This is a genomic window from Chitinophaga sp. 05T412 (assembly GCF_056396465.1).
Genome location: NZ_JBFTLN010000005.1, coordinates 245390 through 263206 on the forward strand (window position 1 = coordinate 245390; position 17817 = coordinate 263206).

At 44.9% G+C, this 17817-nt stretch carries 11 protein-coding genes; 3 read left to right on the plus strand and 8 right to left on the minus strand.

The window, feature by feature from the left end:
• Positions 1-52: 52 nt before the first annotated feature.
• Together AC1DFM_RS13510 and AC1DFM_RS13515 are read right to left on the minus strand one after the other, a co-directional pair.
• Positions 53-3451 (minus strand): methylmalonyl-CoA mutase family protein, encoded by a 3399-nt coding sequence (locus AC1DFM_RS13510; protein WP_477077268.1) that lies wholly within the window; start codon positions 3449-3451, stop codon positions 53-55.
• Between the two features lie 667 nt (positions 3452-4118).
• Entirely contained in the window at positions 4119-4838 is a 720-nt protein-coding gene (locus AC1DFM_RS13515) for an NUDIX hydrolase (RefSeq protein ID WP_477077269.1), read from the minus strand.
• Positions 4839-5003: 165 nt separating this feature from the next.
• Between AC1DFM_RS13515 and ligA the strand changes: the two genes are divergently transcribed.
• Positions 5004-7118, plus strand: a complete 2115-nt coding sequence (gene ligA / locus AC1DFM_RS13520) for an NAD-dependent DNA ligase LigA (RefSeq protein ID WP_477077270.1) — start codon at positions 5004-5006, stop codon at positions 7116-7118.
• Positions 7119-7189: 71 nt separating this feature from the next.
• The gene (locus AC1DFM_RS13525; protein WP_291925234.1) at positions 7190-7627 is read left to right on the plus strand and encodes a nucleoside deaminase; all 438 of its coding nucleotides are present in this window, start codon (positions 7190-7192) and stop codon (positions 7625-7627) included.
• On the opposite strand, the gene AC1DFM_RS13530 is transcribed toward AC1DFM_RS13525, so the two are convergent.
• The 3 genes from AC1DFM_RS13530 to AC1DFM_RS13540 form a co-directional block, all read right to left on the minus strand.
• Entirely contained in the window at positions 7628-8557 is a 930-nt protein-coding gene (locus AC1DFM_RS13530; RefSeq protein ID WP_477077271.1) for an SPFH domain-containing protein, read from the minus strand.
• 157 nt (positions 8558-8714) lie between these two features.
• Positions 8715-8930, minus strand: coding sequence for a hypothetical protein (locus AC1DFM_RS13535; protein WP_477077272.1), 216 nt, complete (start codon positions 8928-8930; stop codon positions 8715-8717).
• A 319-nt stretch (positions 8931-9249) separates the two neighbouring features.
• Entirely contained in the window at positions 9250-9954 is a 705-nt protein-coding gene (locus AC1DFM_RS13540; RefSeq protein ID WP_477077273.1) for a LuxR C-terminal-related transcriptional regulator, read from the minus strand.
• 302 nt (positions 9955-10256) lie between these two features.
• Here AC1DFM_RS13540 and AC1DFM_RS13545 point away from each other — a divergent pair, with 302 nt between their 5' ends.
• The gene (locus AC1DFM_RS13545; protein WP_477077274.1) at positions 10257-10865 is read left to right on the plus strand and encodes a superoxide dismutase; all 609 of its coding nucleotides are present in this window, start codon (positions 10257-10259) and stop codon (positions 10863-10865) included.
• 120 nt (positions 10866-10985) lie between these two features.
• On the opposite strand, the gene AC1DFM_RS13550 is transcribed toward AC1DFM_RS13545, so the two are convergent.
• The 3 genes from AC1DFM_RS13550 to AC1DFM_RS13560 form a co-directional block, all read right to left on the minus strand.
• On the minus strand, positions 10986-12377 hold the full coding sequence (locus AC1DFM_RS13550) for a Gfo/Idh/MocA family protein (protein ID WP_477077275.1): 1392 nt from the start codon (positions 12375-12377) through the stop codon (positions 10986-10988).
• Positions 12378-12643: 266 nt separating this feature from the next.
• A complete protein-coding gene (locus tag AC1DFM_RS13555) occupies positions 12644-14323 on the minus strand; it encodes a RagB/SusD family nutrient uptake outer membrane protein (RefSeq protein ID WP_477077276.1) in 1680 nt (559 codons plus the stop codon).
• A 20-nt stretch (positions 14324-14343) separates the two neighbouring features.
• Positions 14344-17775, minus strand: a complete 3432-nt coding sequence (locus AC1DFM_RS13560) for a TonB-dependent receptor (RefSeq protein ID WP_477077277.1) — start codon at positions 17773-17775, stop codon at positions 14344-14346.
• Between the last annotated feature and the right edge of the window lie 42 nt (positions 17776-17817).

Below are 17817 nucleotides of genomic sequence, written 5' to 3' on the forward strand. Positions count from 1 at the left end.
TAATCATTCGCTATAATAGCTTTTTGCTTTCTGCTTTATGCCTTCAGCTCTACTACATATTTCTGCGGTATTGTCCGCCTACTTCGTAAAGCGCATGTGTGATTTGTCCGAGAGAACAGTGTTTCACCGTTTCCATCAGTTCTGCAAACAGGTTACCGTTGGTAACTGCTACCTGTTGTAACTGCTGCAGTGCTGCAGCGTTTTTCTGCTGATGTCTGTGCTGGAAGGCTTCCAGGGTATGTATCTGGAATTCTTTTTCTTCGGTAGTAGAACGGATTACTTCGGCTGGAATAATGGTAGGAGAACCATTTTTATTCAGGAAGGTATTCACGCCTACAATCGGGAATTCGCCGGTATGTTTCAATGATTCATAGTACAGGCTTTCTTCCTGTATTTTATTACGCTGATACATTCTTTCCATAGCACCCAATACGCCGCCGCGTTCGGTGATGCGGTTAAATTCGCTGAGTACGGCTTCTTCTACCAGGTCTGTCAGTTCTTCAATGAAGAAGGCGCCTTGTACCGGGTTTTCGTTTTTAGCAGTACCCAGTTCGCGGTTGATGATCAGCTGAATGGCCATGGCACGTCTTACACTTTCTTCTGTAGGCGTGGTAATGGCTTCATCGTAGGCGTTGGTGTGCAGGGAATTACAGTTATCATAGATGGCATACAGCGCCTGCAGCGTAGTACGGATATCGTTGAAATCAATCTCCTGTGCGTGCAAACTGCGGCCGGATGTCTGGATATGATATTTCAGTTTCTGCGAGCGGTCGTTTCCTTTGTACTTATACTTGATGGCCTTGGCCCAGATACGACGGGCAACGCGGCCTATTACCGCATATTCAGGGTCCATACCGTTGCTGAAGAAGAACGACAGGTTAGGCGCAAAATCATCGATGTTCATGCCACGGCTCAGGTAGTACTCTACGTAAGTAAATCCATTTGCCAGTGTAAACGCAAGCTGTGTAATTGGATTCGCCCCTGCTTCCGCAATGTGGTAGCCGGAAATACTCACGGAATAAAAGTTGCGCACCTTTTCCGTGATGAAATATTCCTGTACATCACCCATTAACTTCAGGGCAAATTCAGTAGAGAAAATGCAGGTATTCTGTGCCTGGTCTTCTTTCAGGATATCCGCTTGTACGGTACCACGCACGGTGCTCAGTGCATGGGCTTTTATCTTTTCGTATACGGCACGATCCAATACTTCTTCGCCGGAGATGCCCAGCAGATCGAGTCCCAGGCCGTCATTACCTGCTGGCAGGTCGCCGCTGTAATGTGGCAGCGGATGATCTTTGAACTTTGTTTTTATCAGCGCCTGCACCTTTTCGGTGAGGCCATTTTCTTTGATATATTTTTCGCACTGCTGATCGATGGCAGCATTCATAAAAAATGCCAGCAATATGGGCGCGGGGCCGTTGATCGTCATGGACACCGACGTTTTAGCGTCGCAGAGATCAAAGCCGCTGTATAATTTCTTCGCATCATCAACGGTAGCGATGCTCACGCCGGAGTTACCTACTTTACCGTAAATGTCTGGTCGCACTGCAGGATCTTCCCCGTAGAGGGTAACACTGTCGAATGCAGTAGACAAGCGCTTTGCCGGCTGATCCAATGATACGTAGTGGAAACGTTTGTTGGTTCTTTCCGGGCCACCTTCTCCCGCGAACATACGGGTAGGATCTTCTCCTTCCCTTTTCAGCGGGAATACACCGGCGGCATAAGGGAATTCGCCGGGTAGGTTTTCGGTGAGCTGCCAGCGCAGGATGTCCCCCCAATCTTTATACTTCGGCAAACTTACTTTTGGAATTCTGCTATGGCTGAGGCTTTCAGAGAAGAGTGGCAATTTAATTATCTTGTCTCTCACCTGAAATTCATAAAAATCAGTGGTATATTTTTGCTGCAAGGCAGGCCATTCTTCCACCAGCTTTTTGCATTCCGGGTGCAAAGATTTTTCCAGGTGCGCCTTCACATCTGCGAGTGAGTTTGTCAGCTGCGGTTGTAACGCAATCACGCCGGCAATCTGATACAGCTGACTGGCAAGTTTACATTGCTCGTCTGTGAATTTGCTGTAGTCGCCAATGGCTTCCGCTATTTCGGCGAGGTAGCGTACCCGTGCAGGCGGAATGATCTGTGATTTGGTAGAAGTAGATTTCACGCTTTCATGTGCCATCGGGCCAAAACTGGCGCCCGTCTTCTCTTCTACTTTTTCCATTACTCTTTCAAACAACAGGTTAATACCTGGGTCATTGAACTGTGAAGCAATGGAACCTACCACTGGCAGGGAATCTTCTTTAGCATCCCAGAGGCCGTGGTTACGTTTATATTGTTTGCGCACGTCGTGCAGGGCATCGAGTGCGCCGGCTTTGTCGAATTTGTTGATGGCAATCACATCAGCGTAGTCCAGCATGTTGATCTTTTCCAGCTGGGAAGCGGCGCCATACTCCGGTGTCATCACATAGAGCGATACATCGCAATAGTCGGTGATAGCGGTATCGCTTTGACCAATACCGGATGTTTCCAGGATGATGAAATCGAATGCTGCCAGTTTGCAGATGTCGATCGCTTCCTGTATATGTTCGCTGATGGCTTTATCGCTTTCGCGGGTAGCCAGGGAGCGCATGTAGGCACGTGGGTGATGAATGGAGTTCATGCGGATACGATCGCCCAGCAAAGCGCCGCCGGTCTTCTTTTTGGAAGGGTCTACCGAAATCACCGCTACGGTTTTATCCTTAGTATGATTCAGATAACGGCGTACCAATTCATCCGTAACGCTACTTTTACCAGCGCCGCCGGTGCCGGTAATACCCAGTACGGGCGACTTTTCCGGATTATCTGAGGTATGGGTGATATGTGCTTCGCCTTCATTCACGGTAACGGCTGTTCTGGCTTTTTGTCCTTTGAGCAGGGCTACCGGCAAATCGTTTTCAGCGAGGCTGATAGATCGGGCAATGACTTTCGGGTTCTTGTCTTTTTTCAGTTGCGGGATATCCTCTACATTTCCGCCGGCGGTGAGTGGTGTTACCGCAATATCGCATTGACTGATCAGGTCTTCGATCATCCCTTCCAGACCCATTTGGCGGCCATCGTCCGGGGAATAAAGACGGGCAATGCCGTAGGCATGCAGTTCTTCAATTTCTACCGGCAGAATGGTACCACCGCCGCCGCCGAAGATTTTAATATGACCGCAACCTTTCTGCTGCAGCAAATCATACATATACTTGAAGAATTCTACGTGTCCTCCCTGATAGGAAGTAACCGCGATGCCTTGTGCATCTTCCTGTATAGCACAGTCCACAATTTCAGCAGCGGAGCGGTTATGGCCCAGGTGAATCACCTCGGCGCCCTTGGCCTGCATAATGCGGCGCATGATATTGATGGCCGCATCGTGCCCATCGAATAAAGCTGCTGCCGTTACAATACGAACCTTATGTTGCGGTGTATAAGACATATAAATAACCGGTTTAATTCACACCCCACAGCAGAAGCACCTTTTCCCTCCTTCAGGCACTGCGCACTTTTGCTGATTTGCGTGAAAACGCAAGTTACGGAAAAACCAGCTGAACTGCCGGCATAGCGCGGGTTTCCCCAGAAATAGAATTGATTAAACGAGTTCCTTTTTTTGTTGCAAATTTTTTAACCGATCCCGAAATCGCTTAGTATTTCCCTAAAACAACTTTCCCCTGTACAATACCTGTACAAGGGAAAGCGTAAAGTAAGACACAAGGCAGTAATGCTTAGCAGTCTTATGATTCATAACGTGGAACTATAAAATCAAACTATTGATTAATGATTTTGTAGTCGGTAAATCTCATTAGTGGAATTTCTACATACAATAAAATACTGTGAAAAAATCTTCGTGCGACTCGTCTTAAATTTTGGTTTTCTATCCTGAAAATAAGTTGTTTTCTAGGATGTGTATATCTTACACAATCTTAATTAAAATTTTGTTAAAAACAAACTTTTTTTTGCTTTTCGGTAGAAAATTAACCTTGCAATTTTATAGCAGGGCACAGAAAGGCAAACCCTTATTGACAAAGGATTTCTTTCTCAATCGAATTGGCAGAAATAAAGGAAAAAGAGAATATATAGGCTAAAAAAGTACCACCCGCGTGCTATCAGAAGCCAATACCCAGGTAACGCTTCTTACGCTGTTCGTATTTGTCGAAATTAAATTTGTAGAGCTTGGCAGGACGATGCGGTACATCTTCCTCTTCTTCATTCAAATCCATCAGCAAATCCATGGATAAAAACTTCTTCCGGAAGTTCCGCCGATCCAGTTCCATATCCAAAATGGCTTCGTAAAGGTTTTGTAATTCGCGCAGGGAAAACTTGCGGGGTAAGAGGTTAAAGCCAATAGGCTGTACCAGCACCTGCTGTTTCAGCCGCTCATGGCAGGTATCCAGTATCTGTTTGTGGTCAAAAGCCATGTCCTGCAGGTCTTTCACGCTATGCCAATGCAGTTCGTTGTTATGCAGCTTCAGCTCTACATGCTCAATATTCACGAGGGAGTAGTAAGCCACCGTTATTACGCGCCCCGCAGGATGCCGTTGAATAGCACCAAAGGTTTGCACCTGCTCCATATACACGTCGTCTAAACCCGTACGGGCCTTCAATACGCGATACGCGGCTTCGTCCAGCTCTTCTTCCGGCCGCACAATATCACCCAGCAGCGACCATTTACCTTTGAACTCTTTGAGATCCGACTCAATCAATAATACTTTCAGCTCATCATTGTTAAAGCCGAAGATGACGCAGTCTACAGATATGGCTACTTTGAAGTAATCCTGTATCTCTACAAGATGTGTATTGATGTTCTTGGTGTACATAGACATCATAAGGAACGTGGAATTACAGTAAAACGCAGTTAATTGTGTTCACGTAGAATTATCATCAAATGAAAGAAAAAATTACCACATTTAAAACAAAAACCACTGAATTTTTTGGAGACACATTCCTAACCTGAAAGATAAGTTTAAATTTACGGTTCAGTTTCACATATTATGTACACAAAGGAGATAGAAATAACCCTGGCGCAGCTGGCCAAAGATTTGCTCAGCCGCTTACAACAGCAACAGCTGTTGCAATCCATTGATGAAACCCTGGACGCACTTCGCCGGGTAATTAGTTATAACGACTGGCGCTATTACGTACAAAGCGAACCCGTAATCAGCGATTACGAATATGATCAGCTGTTCGCCTGGCTTAAAAAGCTGGAGCAAGAGCACCCGGACCTGATCACTTCCGACTCTCCCACCCAACGCGTAGCCAAAGGGCTCAACGAAGAATTTGTGACCGTACCTCACCTGGTACCGATGCTCAGCCTGGAAAACTCCTACAATGCAGACGACCTGCTGGACTGGGACCGCAAAGCCCGCGAAGCTTCCGGCCTCACCGAAATAGAGTACTGCATTGAACCCAAATTCGATGGCGCCAGCATTTCACTCATCTACGAAAACGACCAGCTCACCCGCGGCGCTACCCGCGGCGATGGTGTTGCCGGAGAAGACATCACTCCCAACATTCAGCAAATCCGTACCGTTCCCCGGTCGGCCCAATTCTCTAAATACGGCATTCATCAAATAGAAATCCGTGGAGAAGTGCTGATCAATAAAAATACTTTCGCAGCCTTCAACGAGAAACGTATTGCAGAAAACCTGCCACCACTGGCTAATCCACGCAATGCCGCCTCAGGTTCCCTCCGGATGAAAGATCCCAAAGAAGTAGCGAAACGTGGGCTGGAAGCCTTTTTATATCACATGAGCTTCCACAATATGAATCCGGGACAAACAGAACCTGCTGAACTGATTACCCATAGCGGCACCCTGGAACTATTGTCTACACTCGGCTTCAGAAGCCCCGCCAAAGAAAAGAAAGTAGTAAAAGGGATACAGGCCGTCATTGATCACTGCCTTTGGTTTGAAAATGAACGTGACAACCTCCCTTATGAAATAGATGGCATGGTAGTAAAAGTTAATGACTACCAGCTGCAGGATAAACTGGGCATGACCACCCACCACCCGCGCTGGGCCATTGCCTATAAATTCAAAGCCAGACAGGCTACCAGTAAGCTGCGTGCTGTTGAGTATCAGGTTGGCCGCACCGGCTCTATTACACCTGTCGCCAAAATTGATCCGGTACACATCGGTGGTGTTACCGTAGGTTCTATTTCTCTTTTCAATCAAGACGTCATTAAAGAGAAAGACCTGAAACTGGGAGATACCGTGTTGGTAGAAAGAGCGGGAGATGTGATCCCCTATATTTCAGGACCTATTCCCGATTTAAGAGACGGCAGCGAACAGGATATCATATTTCCCACCGATTGTCCTGTATGCCATCACCCGCTCTCAAAACCTGCAGAGGAAAGTGTTTGGCGCTGCACCAATAAATATTGTGAAGCACAGGTAGTAGAAAGAATCATCCACTTTGTAAAAAAAGACGCCATGGATATTAAAAGCTTTGGCGAAAGCAATGTGCGTAAGTTCTTTTCGTTAGGATTACTAAAAGATATTCCTGGCATCTATGAACTCAACTACGAAAAAATCGGGGAACTGGAAGGGTTTGGCAAAAAATCACTGACCAATCTGGAAACCGCTATTGAACAGTCTAAGACGCAACCGCTGCATCGTTTGATTTTCGGATTAGGCATCCGCTATGTAGGTGAAACCACCGCCAAAACGCTGGCGAACGCCGTTACACATATCATGGATTTGCAAAACTGGACAGAAGAGCAAATCCTTGCATTGGAAGACATAGGTCCCAAAGTAGCAGGCTCTATCCGGTCATACTTTGCCGACGCTGATAACATCGAGATGTTAAAGAAACTGGCTACATTAGGTATTAGCATGGAGAATACCAAAAAGTCATCTACTGAATCCGGTAATCTCAGCGGTCAAACCTTCTTGTTTACCGGTACGCTACACAAGCTGAAACGTAGTGACGCTGAGGAGTTGGTGGAAAAAGAAGGCGGTAAAATAGTCAGCGGTGTAAGCAGCAAACTCAACTACCTGGTAGTAGGAGAAGAGGCCGGCAGCAAACTCGAAAAAGCCAAAAAAATCAATACCATCAAAGTATTGACAGAAGAAGAATTTATCCAACTGCTGAATATCAGCATCTAACTAAATACCACTATTTCCATTAGCTTTTAGCCATCAGCTAAAAGCTAATGGCTAAAAGCTAAGCGCTATATATGACCGATGAACATTTTATGCGGCAGGCGTTGCAGGAAGCACGCAAAGCCTTTGAAGACGGAGAAGTACCTATTGGTGCAGTGGTAGTATTGAACAACCGCATCATTGGCCGTGGATATAATCACGTAGAAAGACTAAACGACTGCACTGCCCATGCGGAGATGATTGCCCTCACAGCGGCATTCAACACGCTGGGAAGTAAATATTTGATGGAGGCAACGTTGTATGTAACGGTAGAACCTTGTCTGATGTGTGCGGGCGCCCTTTACTGGAGCAAGATTGGGAGAATTGTATATGCCGCAGCAGACGATAAGAACAGCTATCGGAGAGCTACCGGTGACCGGTCCCCGTTTCATCCTAAAACGAAACTGGAAGCCGGTCCGTGCAGCGAAGAAAGTTTACAGTTAATGAAAACTTTCTTTGAACAAAGAAGATAATTATTTCTTATTGGCATCCATGATTTTGTTCATACCCATCATTTGTTTCATGGTATGATCCATTCCTTCAGAAGAGCCATCCAGGAAGATGACGTTTCCTTTTGAGTTTTCAGCGAAGTGCTTGATAGCTTCCGTCCACATGGAAAAGAGGATCACAGAGGTATCGAGATTGGCTTGCTGCATTTCTTTAGCAGCCATGCTCATACCTTTGGCCACTTCTTCCCGGAACAACGCCACACCCATACCACGCAGCTGCGCGGCCTGGCGCTCTGCTTCTGCCGCAATTTTGATGGCGTTACCATCTGCTTCTGCCGCTTTGGTTTTGGTGATCAGCAATGCCTGTCCTTCGTTTTCAGCAGCAGCCTTCAGGTTATTAGACGCCACCACCTGCGCCATCGATTTCATGATTACTTCATCAAATGTAATATCGTTCATTTGCAGATCCAGCAGGTGGAAACCCCATTCTTCCAGGGTTTTATCGATCTGTTCCTTTACGTGTTCGGTAATATCTTTACGCAGGCCCAGTACTTCTGCTTGTCTTTTGGTAGCTACAAATCCACGGATAGATCCTTCAATAGTGCGTACCAGCGCCTGCATGAAGCTTCTTTCATCCATAAATTTGAAGGCCACATTTTTAATTGTTTCTTCCTGTTGATTCCATACAGCATACAATAACATTGCTTTGAAATAAACATTGGCCTGATCAATGGTAATAGCCTGAAACTCCAGTTCTACGGATCTGTTCTGGATAGATACTCTTTTGAATACCTTTTCAATCACAGGAATTTTAAAGTTAAGACCTGGGAATAATATCCGGTTATATTTTCCGAAGATGGTGGTTACAGCGATGTTTCCCTGTTGTACAGTAACAAAGCACGACATGACGACTGCAAATAGCAGTAGCAAAACAATAAGCAAGTACACGTTCATAGCATATCTGTTTAAATAGAATTTGTGCTAAATATACTGAAAATAAAATGGAGCTAAAGTGGGAAGGTAAGACCAGGAGGCAGAAAGAGAACAATGGATGAAAGCTGAGCTTAAAAACACAACGAATGAATATTAAAAAAGCTTAGTCAGTGATCCTTTATATTCTTTGTTTTCTTCTGAAGTAAATAAATACATCATCCAGTTCTATTTGTTTTAACTGATAGGCGAGCCTTGTTCTAAGGTCTTCTGTTTCATCTTTTATTTTCCTGTACTGGTCCTTCAGGATTTCATAACGAGCTACAATTTCTTCAGCAGTAGCGGTTTCCGCCAGTTGCAAAATATTAAATGCTCTTTCCTCGGTTATCATAGTCATAGGGGGTATTTCGGCTAGTTATTCATACGGGATGTTTCAAAAACCCTCGTAAAATTTATTTCTCAATATTTATTTCTCAATATTTAATTCACAAAATTAGTGGACTTTAAAAGACGGGCAAATACCCAAGCTTGGGTATTTTTAAAAAATTTAGCAAAATTTAGCAAAATTCTTTTTAACAAATCTTTAAGCTAGTCGCTGGTTTACAGGAAACCTCCTTTTGGAATTACGGCAGCCAATCGTCGTAGTTAAACGAAGTCAAGTGAAGCGTTCTGGTCGGGAACAAGGTCAATTACTGATACTATCTTCTCCTATCTTTTTATTGAAATCCTATCTTTCGTGCAATGGTGACCAGCTCCGAAGTGTTGCGTACTTTCAGTTTCAGGCGGATATTTTTACGGTGTGTTTCTACGGTATAACGGCTAAGGTTCAACGAATTTGCAATTTCCTTGTTATTAAGGCCTTTCACGGCCATAGCCAGTACGTCTTTTTCCCTGGGTGTAAGTTTATTGAACAGATTTTCATTCTGCCGGCGCAGAATAGCGCTGAGTGCTTCCGACAGTTGTACATTGGTATCAATGGCATCGGTGAGATCGAGGAAGGCACAGAGGATTTCTACTACTCTCCCATTCTTATCATGCGTGAAGGGCACTTCTAAGCCAATCAGCCAGCTGTAGTCTATTTCTCCTTTCTTGCGTATACGTGCAAGGCCTCCAAATTGCGCCTTATTATTAATGAATGATTGCTGGGCCACTGCCGCCAGTTTAAAATCGTCCGGATGCATGATGTGCTGGAAAAACTCCATGCCCATTCCCGCCATTTCTTCGGAAGAAAAACCTACAGTTGCTGCCAGGCGGTCATTACACCAGGTAACAGATTTATTGTTATTATCATAGCTGTAAATCATTGCGGGAACATGATGGATAACGCTTTCCAGCCAATGAATACGATTTCTTAGCAACTCATTTTCCTTTTGTAAGGCATTGAGGGAAAAATTTTGCCCTGAGTCTGAGCCTGTCTGCATACTATAAGTTTTAAACAAACAATAGGTAAACAACAACCAAGCACACACGAAATATGCCTATATGTTACGTCCTGTTAAACCGAGTATCCGTAAATATAAAATAATTTTCCATATGATCAAGTCCTGGTAATGGCTGATTTCCTGATTTTATAGTTTGCTTATTGGGTTTTGCCGGTTTAAATGCATTAGGCAAACTAAATATCTAAATAACTAAATAATTAAATGGCTAAATTTTAACGGATTGGCAGTAAATTTGGCGACTATCAAGAAATCATATTTTAAAACCCATAAAAAATTGAGTTATGGCATTTACACTTCCGAGCTTACCATACGCAACTGACGCGTTAGAACCGAATTTCGATAAACTGACTATGGAAATTCACCACGGTAAGCACCACCAGGCTTATGTAGATAATCTGAACAAAGCAGTTGCAGGTACCGAAAACGAGAACAAATCACTGGAAGAGCTGGTAGCTAATGCCGGCAAAATCAGCCCTGCAGTAAGAAACAATGGCGGTGGCCACTGGAATCACAGTTTCTTCTGGACCAGCCTTGCTCCTAACGCAGGTGGCGCTCCAACCGGTAAACTGGCAGATGCTATCAACAGCGCATTTGGTTCTTTTGAAGCATTCCAGGAAAAATTCAGCACTGCCGGCGCTACCCGCTTCGGTTCTGGCTGGGCATGGTTGCTGATTAAAGACGGCAAACTGGAAGTTTCTTCCACTCCTAACCAGGATAACCCCCTGATGGATGTGGCCGAAGTAAAAGGTACTCCTATCCTCGGTGTAGACGTATGGGAACATGCTTACTACCTGAAGTACCAGAACCGTCGTCCGGAATACCTGAAAGCATTCTGGAACGTTGTTGACTGGAACGCTATCAGCAAACGCTTTGAAGCAACCGCTAAATAAGCGGAAAGCATAAAGCTAAAAGCAAAAAGCCATTGTGTAGTAGAGTAAAGCGTACATCCGCTTATATCTCGTACACAATGGCTTTTTGCTTTTAGCTTTATGCTTTCAGCTTACCAGGACTTAGGCTTTCACTTTCAGTGTTTCCGGGTCCCAGTGAATGATCTTATTTTCAAAATAACTTTCATTACACAGCAACGCAGGCGCCGCAGCACGGAAACCAAAGGTTGGGTTCTCTGCTACTTTACCACCAGTGCGCATCGCGTTAAACAGGTTATAGAAGTGATCAAAGTGAGCACCTTTATAGCCTTTCWCTGCTTCGTACACCATTTTATCCTGTGGCAGAATTTCTGCACGGTTGTACACATACGTTTTACCACCCGCATTATTGGCGGCCGCATTCGCTGCAGCTAACGGATCATTCTCATCCACATGCTCGCTGTTGCGATATACGGTTACTCTATCCCACTCTACCGTCATGGAGCCTTCGCTACCCACCATACGGAGGTAATTGGTACCACCGGTACCATCTACGAAGTTCACACGGAGCGACAGGTTAAAGGCAGGATGTATAGCCGTTTCCGGATAATCAAACATACCCAGCATTACATCCGGTACTTCCCTGCCATCTTTCCAGTAACGTAAACCACCAGTAGCCATGATCTTATTAGGACCGAGGGAACCAGTTACCAGGTGCAAGCTGGAAAACAAGTGAACGAATAAGTCGCCGGAAACACCAGTACCATAATCTTTGTAATTACGCCAGCGGAAGAAACGTAATGGGTCAAAAGCGCGTTTGGGTGCGTTTTTGAGGTAAGTATCCCAATCTACTGTTTTAGTGGACGCATCGGTCGGAATAGGGTATTGCCATGCACCGGTAGGCGACATACGCGCCCAGAATCCTTCTGCATAGTTCAGTTTACCAATAGCGCCATCTTTCAGGAGCTGTCTTGCTTTTTCATTTCCCAGAGAACTCATCCCCTGGCTACCTACCTGGTATACTACTTTTCCGTTGCGTGCCTGTGCTTCCACTACTGCTGGTCCCTCCGTGATATCATGTACCATCGGCTTTTCACAATACACAGATTTGCCCTTATTCATGGCAGCTACCGAAATTTCCTTGTGCCAGAAATCTGGTACAGCAATGATAACGGCGTCAATATCTTTACGATCCAGGATGTCCTGGTAACTACGGGTAGTATATATATCGTTACCCCATTTCTTCTTAGCGTCTGCCAACCGGCCATCATACAAATCACAGGCGGCGACCAGTTTTACACCAGGCACGGTGATCGCAGTATTAGCATCTGCGGTACCCATATTACCTGCACCTATCAGCGCGATCTGAATCTGATCGTTTGCACTGTACTTTTCCTTCAACCGGGAAAGCGACTCAATATTTCTTTGTCTATCTGCAGCCGTCAGAATACTGGGTAGCAGCGATGCGCCTACTACACCTTTGGCAAACTTACTTAGAAAGGCCCGGCGAGAGTCTTCATTGGAATTTACTGGCATGATTTAACCCTTTTTTAGGTTGTAAATGATAACTGTTTCTTATTCACTGAGATTTTCTCAAAATAAAAACAATTCACCGGAATTCATAATTTATGTAAAAACGCAGCCACGCCAGCATCATTGTTTTCATTGTAGCTGTTTTTGGGGTTAAAATGAATCTGAGTTATCATTTCTCTACAAACAATTATTCACCGGGTCGGATAGCAGGGGGCACATGTGGGGGTAAAAGAAAGTCCTCCCATAAACCGGGAGGACTTCCACTGATATTAGTATCCGTCGTTGTTAGGTAACAGCTTGGGATTGAGATCTGTTTGGGTTTGCGGTACCGGCATTAGGTATAACTTATCATACCAGGTGCGGCTATCCGCCTTACCTCCGTCTATAGCGTACAGGGTAGTAGTCATTACCTGTGGCGCTATTTTCCAGCGACGGATATCTATAAAACGGTTGCCTTCCAGCGCCAGTTCAATACGGCGCTCGCGACGGATCGCATCACGCAATGTAGCCTGAGAGCTGTACTTCACACGATTGAGCTTAGGCATACCTACTCTTTCACGTATCTGGTCTACCGCATTGTAAATGCTGGCATCCGGACCGGCCAGCTCATTCTGCGCTTCTGCATAGGTCAACAGGATTTCTGCGTAACGGATAATGATATGGTTAGAATAGTTATCCACCTGTTGCTTGTAAGCAGCCGGGTCTACCAGTTTACGGAAGTTATAGCCGGTAGTAGAGTTATTGGAGCCTCGCTTCCATCTGAACAGGAAGTCTTTTTCCAATCCGTTCCAGGTGCAGCTATCGAACATAATAGTCGCATAGAACCGTGGATCAAGGTTTTTATATTCATCGAAGAATAATTTATCCTGATCCCTGGTTTTGAAACGGGCAGCCCTGGTAGCATTGTCCAACACTACACGCGGTTCACCAGTGGTATAGCTTTCATAGGCATCTACGAGGTCTTGCGTTGGTGTTACAGAGCTCCAGCCACCGAGGATAGCAGGCGGCAGGTAAGTGTTTTCACTCTGCACATCTTTCTGTAACATATGCTGTCTGTCGAAAATAACTTCTGCATTGCCTTTATTAGTAGCCCAGAAAAGCTTTTCATAGCTTCTCAGTCCGAGGCGGAAATTCTTCTCATCTGCTGTAGAAGAAAAGTTTACCCAGCCAGCGTAGTTATCCATTTGCTCATCACCATCTTCACTCACGACTTTAAACAATTGGTAACCAGGAATAGCCATTACTGCTTTCGCATAATCTACTGCATCTTTCCATTCAGAACGATACAGATGCAAACGTGCAGCCAGTGCCAGCGCAGCTCCTTTAGTGACCCTTCCTTTTTCTGATGGATAACCACCAGAATAGGCTTCAGGCAATATTTTGGATACCGCATCCAGCTCATCAAAAATAAACTTCCACACCTGTTCTTTAGGGGTACGTCCGCCAGTAGGGCCATCCGGCGCCAGTGTAGCGGTAACCAAAGGCACATCCCCGAATTTTAATACAAGACCTGAATAAAAGAATGCACGCAGAAAACGGGTTTCAGCTTTGGTTCTCTCTTTCAGATCATTATCCATTTTCACGCGGTCTACATTCTCCAGGAAGTAATTAGCCCGGCGGATGCCTTTGAACTCCCATCCTTCATTAACAGCAGGCGTAATGTTGCCTTTGGCAATATTGGTAGCATTACTCTCCCATGGGTATTGTGCCAATGCATTGTCAGACGCACCGTCTTCATAGATGGCGTTTTGTCCGTCCAGCAACCGGGCATCGCCAGAACCCATAAAACCATAAATGGCGTTCAACGCGTTGGTTACATCTGTTTGTGAATTCCAGAAATTATTTTCAGATACCTTTCCTTCGGGTGTTCTATTAAGAAAATCTTTACTGCACCCAACCCAGGTCATAGACAGGCCCAGCGCTGCAGTTATTATAGTCAGTTTCTTCATAATGTTCTTTTTGCTGCCTTTTAAAATTTCACGTTAAGACCAATTACCCATGTTTTTACACCTGGATATGTACCACGACCAGAAGCCATTTCCGGATCATAATCTCTCAAACGCTTATCTGCCATGATGGTGAAAGGATTATTAGCTGCCAGGTAGATACGGGCAGATGACATCGCGGCTCTTTTTATCCAGGTAGCCGGTACGGTATATCCCAGGGTGAGCGAGCGAATACGCAGGTAAGAGCTATTGAAAACCCAGAATGCAGATACCGGATCATTATTTTGTGTGGCATCTCCACCTACCAGCATTCTTGGATAAGGCGCATTAGGATTTGGATTGTCTTTCGTCCAGCGATCCAGGTGATAATCCTTTACACCAGCACCGTTAAAGAATGCATAAGATGCCTCATTTGCCAGATATACTTTGGCATTAACTACACCATAGGTGAGTACTCCCAGGTCGAAGCCTTTGTAGTGCGCACCCAGATTTAAACCATAGTTAAACCAAGGAACTTCGCTTCCCAGTACACGACGGTCATTTCCATCAATTTTACCATTACCATCAGCATCTTTGTACTTGATATCACCTGGTTGTGAATTAGGATACAATAAGGGATATTTGTTCTTAATATCATCTGCTGTCAATAACCCATCTATTTCATAACCAAAGAAGGAACCAACGGATTCGCCTACACGATCAATGTAGTAGGTATCATGCATGCGGTCTTTATCACCACCCAGGCTAAGAATAGTATTCTTAATCATCGACATGTTTACTGACACATTGTAGCCAAAGTCTTTACCAATCTTATCGTTGTAAGACAACATCAACTCTATCCCTTTATTACGGGTAGAGCCTGCATTACTGCTAGGCGGCTTCAGACCAATAACTTCTTCCAGTGTTTTTTCAAGCAGAATACCTTCTGTTTTCTTGATAAAATAATCTGCTGTAACATCCAGTTTACCATTCAGAAAAGTACCATCTATACCCACATTACTCATGTATACTTTTTCCCACGTAGTTAATCTGTTGGAAGCCCTGTCCTGATAAACACCGTTTACCGGATTACCCTCGAATGTATAAGTAATGGCACTTTCCAGGTAGTTGGCGTAGTTGCCAATAGGCACCGCATTTTCATTTCCTAAAATACCCCAGGAACCTCTTAATTTCAGATTGCTCACCCATTTCACAGACTTCATGAAATTCTCTTCAGATATTCTCCACGCTGCTGATACGGATGGGAATTTAGCCAGACGGTAATCCGGATGGAAACGGGAAGACAAGTCAAAGCGCATATTGGCTTCAATCAGGTATCTATCTGCAAATGAATAGTTCAAACGACCGAAATAAGAACGGATCGCCCATGCTTCAGAATAAGAACCATTTGCTGCCTGTTTGCTTTTTCCATCAGGTGTTAATGCCGCCAGATCATCACCGGTGCTGATATCATCCGGACTCTGGCTACCACCTTCTACGGTACCCAAAGTATTGGTCGCAAAATTTTTACGGCCCACATATATATCGCGGTAAACATTGCTTTCTTCTGAAGCCCCCATCATAATTTTAGCACTATGACGGTTAAATGTTTTTTCATATTCTGCATATGCCTGTAACAACAATGCCTGACGCTGGCCCCATTTCTCCTGCATTTCATTCAACAATCTGGCAGTGGAGTTCAGCTCATTTTTTGAATCGAAATCTATCAATGCCGGCATCGTATTCACAAAGCGGTTGGCGGTGCGATTGTCCAGCTTTAAGGAAGCCAGACCTTTTACAGCAAGCCCTTTGAGCGGCGTTAACGTACCATTCACGCCACCAGTAAATGTATTGGTTCTGTCCCAGCTTCTACCTCCTTCGAGGTTATTGCGCATTACGTTATTCTTGCTCAGGGTAGCATCTACCTTACCACCGTTAATGGTGCCCCAGGTGCCATCGCTCTGACGGCCCACCAATGTTGGTACAGCACGGTTCAGTTCTACGAAGCCCAGATCACCACCATTGTTTTTCAGGTCGTTTTTCACCATAGCGATGTTAGTACCTATGTTGAAGATGGGTAATACCTGCGTGGTAGTATTCAGACGCATGGTATAACGATTCTGCGCAGTAGTAGGTACCAGTGATTCCTGGTTCATATAAGCCAGACTCAAATAGTAAGTAGTATTCCGGGAACTACCGTTTACACCTACCTGAACATCTTTATAGGAGGGATTTTTACGTAACGCTTCTTTGTACCAGTTGGTGTTCGGGAAATGGTCCGGATCACTGCCATCTCTGAATTTCTGTATCTGCTCATCGGTGAACAGTGGATTTTTACCAGCATTCACCATGCCTTCATTGTACAGCGTTGCATAGTCCACTGATCCCAGGTAATGAGGTAAGCGGGTAGGTGAAGAAATACCGTAGCTGGTATTTACATCGATAGACATCTTACCTTCTTTACCACGCTTGGTAGTAATGAGGATAACGCCATTAGCCGCGCGGGAACCATAAATAGAAGCGGATGCCGCATCTTTTAACACCGACATATTTTCAATATCGTTGGGGTTCACAGCAGCCAGGTCGGCAGCCGTAGAAGGAATACCATCAATGATATACAGTGGCGCAGAAGTAGCATTGGTCAGGTTACTCCGTCCACGGATGGTAATGGTACCATTGTTTTTGCCTACGTCTCCGGGAGTGCTGAGTACCGTTAATCCTGGTACCAGCCCTTGCAGGGCATTTTGTACAGAAGTAACAGGACGGGAAACCAGGTTCTGTGCGCTGATAGAAGATACGGCACCGGTGAGGTTTACCTTCTTCTGTGCACCATAACCTACTACCACTACTTCGTTCAATCCTTTGGTATCTTCCTTCAGGACAACATCGATGGTAGTACGATTATTCACAGCTATCTTCTCCTGTAGATATCCTACAAAAGAAAACAGCAAGGTAGCGTCATCAGAGGTTTCTATCTGGTATATCCCTTCAGGCGAGGTAACGGTACCACGGCTGGTACCAGCAATTTGCACATTGGCGCCCGGAATGGGCGTGCCTTTGGCATCCGTTACTTTACCTTTTACAGTGATATTTTTGATGACCGCATTACCCGGTGCTATCACAATTAACTCCTTATCCAGGGCTTTAAAAGTGAGGGCCGTATTTTGCAATACCTTGCTTAATACCACATCCAGTGGCTGATCTTTTACATCAATGGAAATAAATTCGTTGTTGGGCAACACATCGTTGTTGTACACGAAACGTACATTTCCCTGTGCTTCAATTGCCTGCAGAACTTTGGAAAGGTGCATCCGCTTGGCATTCAACGTGATCTTATTTTGTGAAAACGCGGAGGCAGAAACCTGCAAACAAGCGGCCAACATTAAAATAGCTGTCAGCTTCATGGTTCTTAGAACATAAGTGAACGGCATCCCGGGTGGGGCATACACCATCCCGGAAAGTCTGTTTTTTTTCATACTTTTAGGTAGTTAGAGGTCAATAAAATGGCTGCAGCATCC

Excerpts from the sequence above, each read along its gene's own strand:
- AC1DFM_RS13510 (WP_477077268.1), bottom strand. The coding sequence starts at position 3,451 with ATGTCTTATACACCGCAACATAAGGTTCGTATTGTAACGGCAGCAGCT.
- AC1DFM_RS13515 (WP_477077269.1), bottom strand. The coding sequence starts at position 4,838 with ATGATGTCTATGTACACCAAGAACATCAATACACATCTTGTAGAGATA.
- ligA (WP_477077270.1), top strand. The coding sequence starts at position 5,004 with ATGTACACAAAGGAGATAGAAATAACCCTGGCGCAGCTGGCCAAAGAT.
- AC1DFM_RS13525 (WP_291925234.1), top strand. The coding sequence starts at position 7,190 with ATGACCGATGAACATTTTATGCGGCAGGCGTTGCAGGAAGCACGCAAA.
- AC1DFM_RS13530 (WP_477077271.1), bottom strand. The coding sequence starts at position 8,557 with ATGAACGTGTACTTGCTTATTGTTTTGCTACTGCTATTTGCAGTCGTC.
- AC1DFM_RS13535 (WP_477077272.1), bottom strand. The coding sequence starts at position 8,930 with ATGACTATGATAACCGAGGAAAGAGCATTTAATATTTTGCAACTGGCG.
- AC1DFM_RS13540 (WP_477077273.1), bottom strand. The coding sequence starts at position 9,954 with ATGCAGACAGGCTCAGACTCAGGGCAAAATTTTTCCCTCAATGCCTTA.
- AC1DFM_RS13545 (WP_477077274.1), top strand. The coding sequence starts at position 10,257 with ATGGCATTTACACTTCCGAGCTTACCATACGCAACTGACGCGTTAGAA.
- AC1DFM_RS13555 (WP_477077276.1), bottom strand. The coding sequence starts at position 14,323 with ATGAAGAAACTGACTATAATAACTGCAGCGCTGGGCCTGTCTATGACC.
- AC1DFM_RS13560 (WP_477077277.1), bottom strand. The coding sequence starts at position 17,775 with ATGAAAAAAAACAGACTTTCCGGGATGGTGTATGCCCCACCCGGGATG.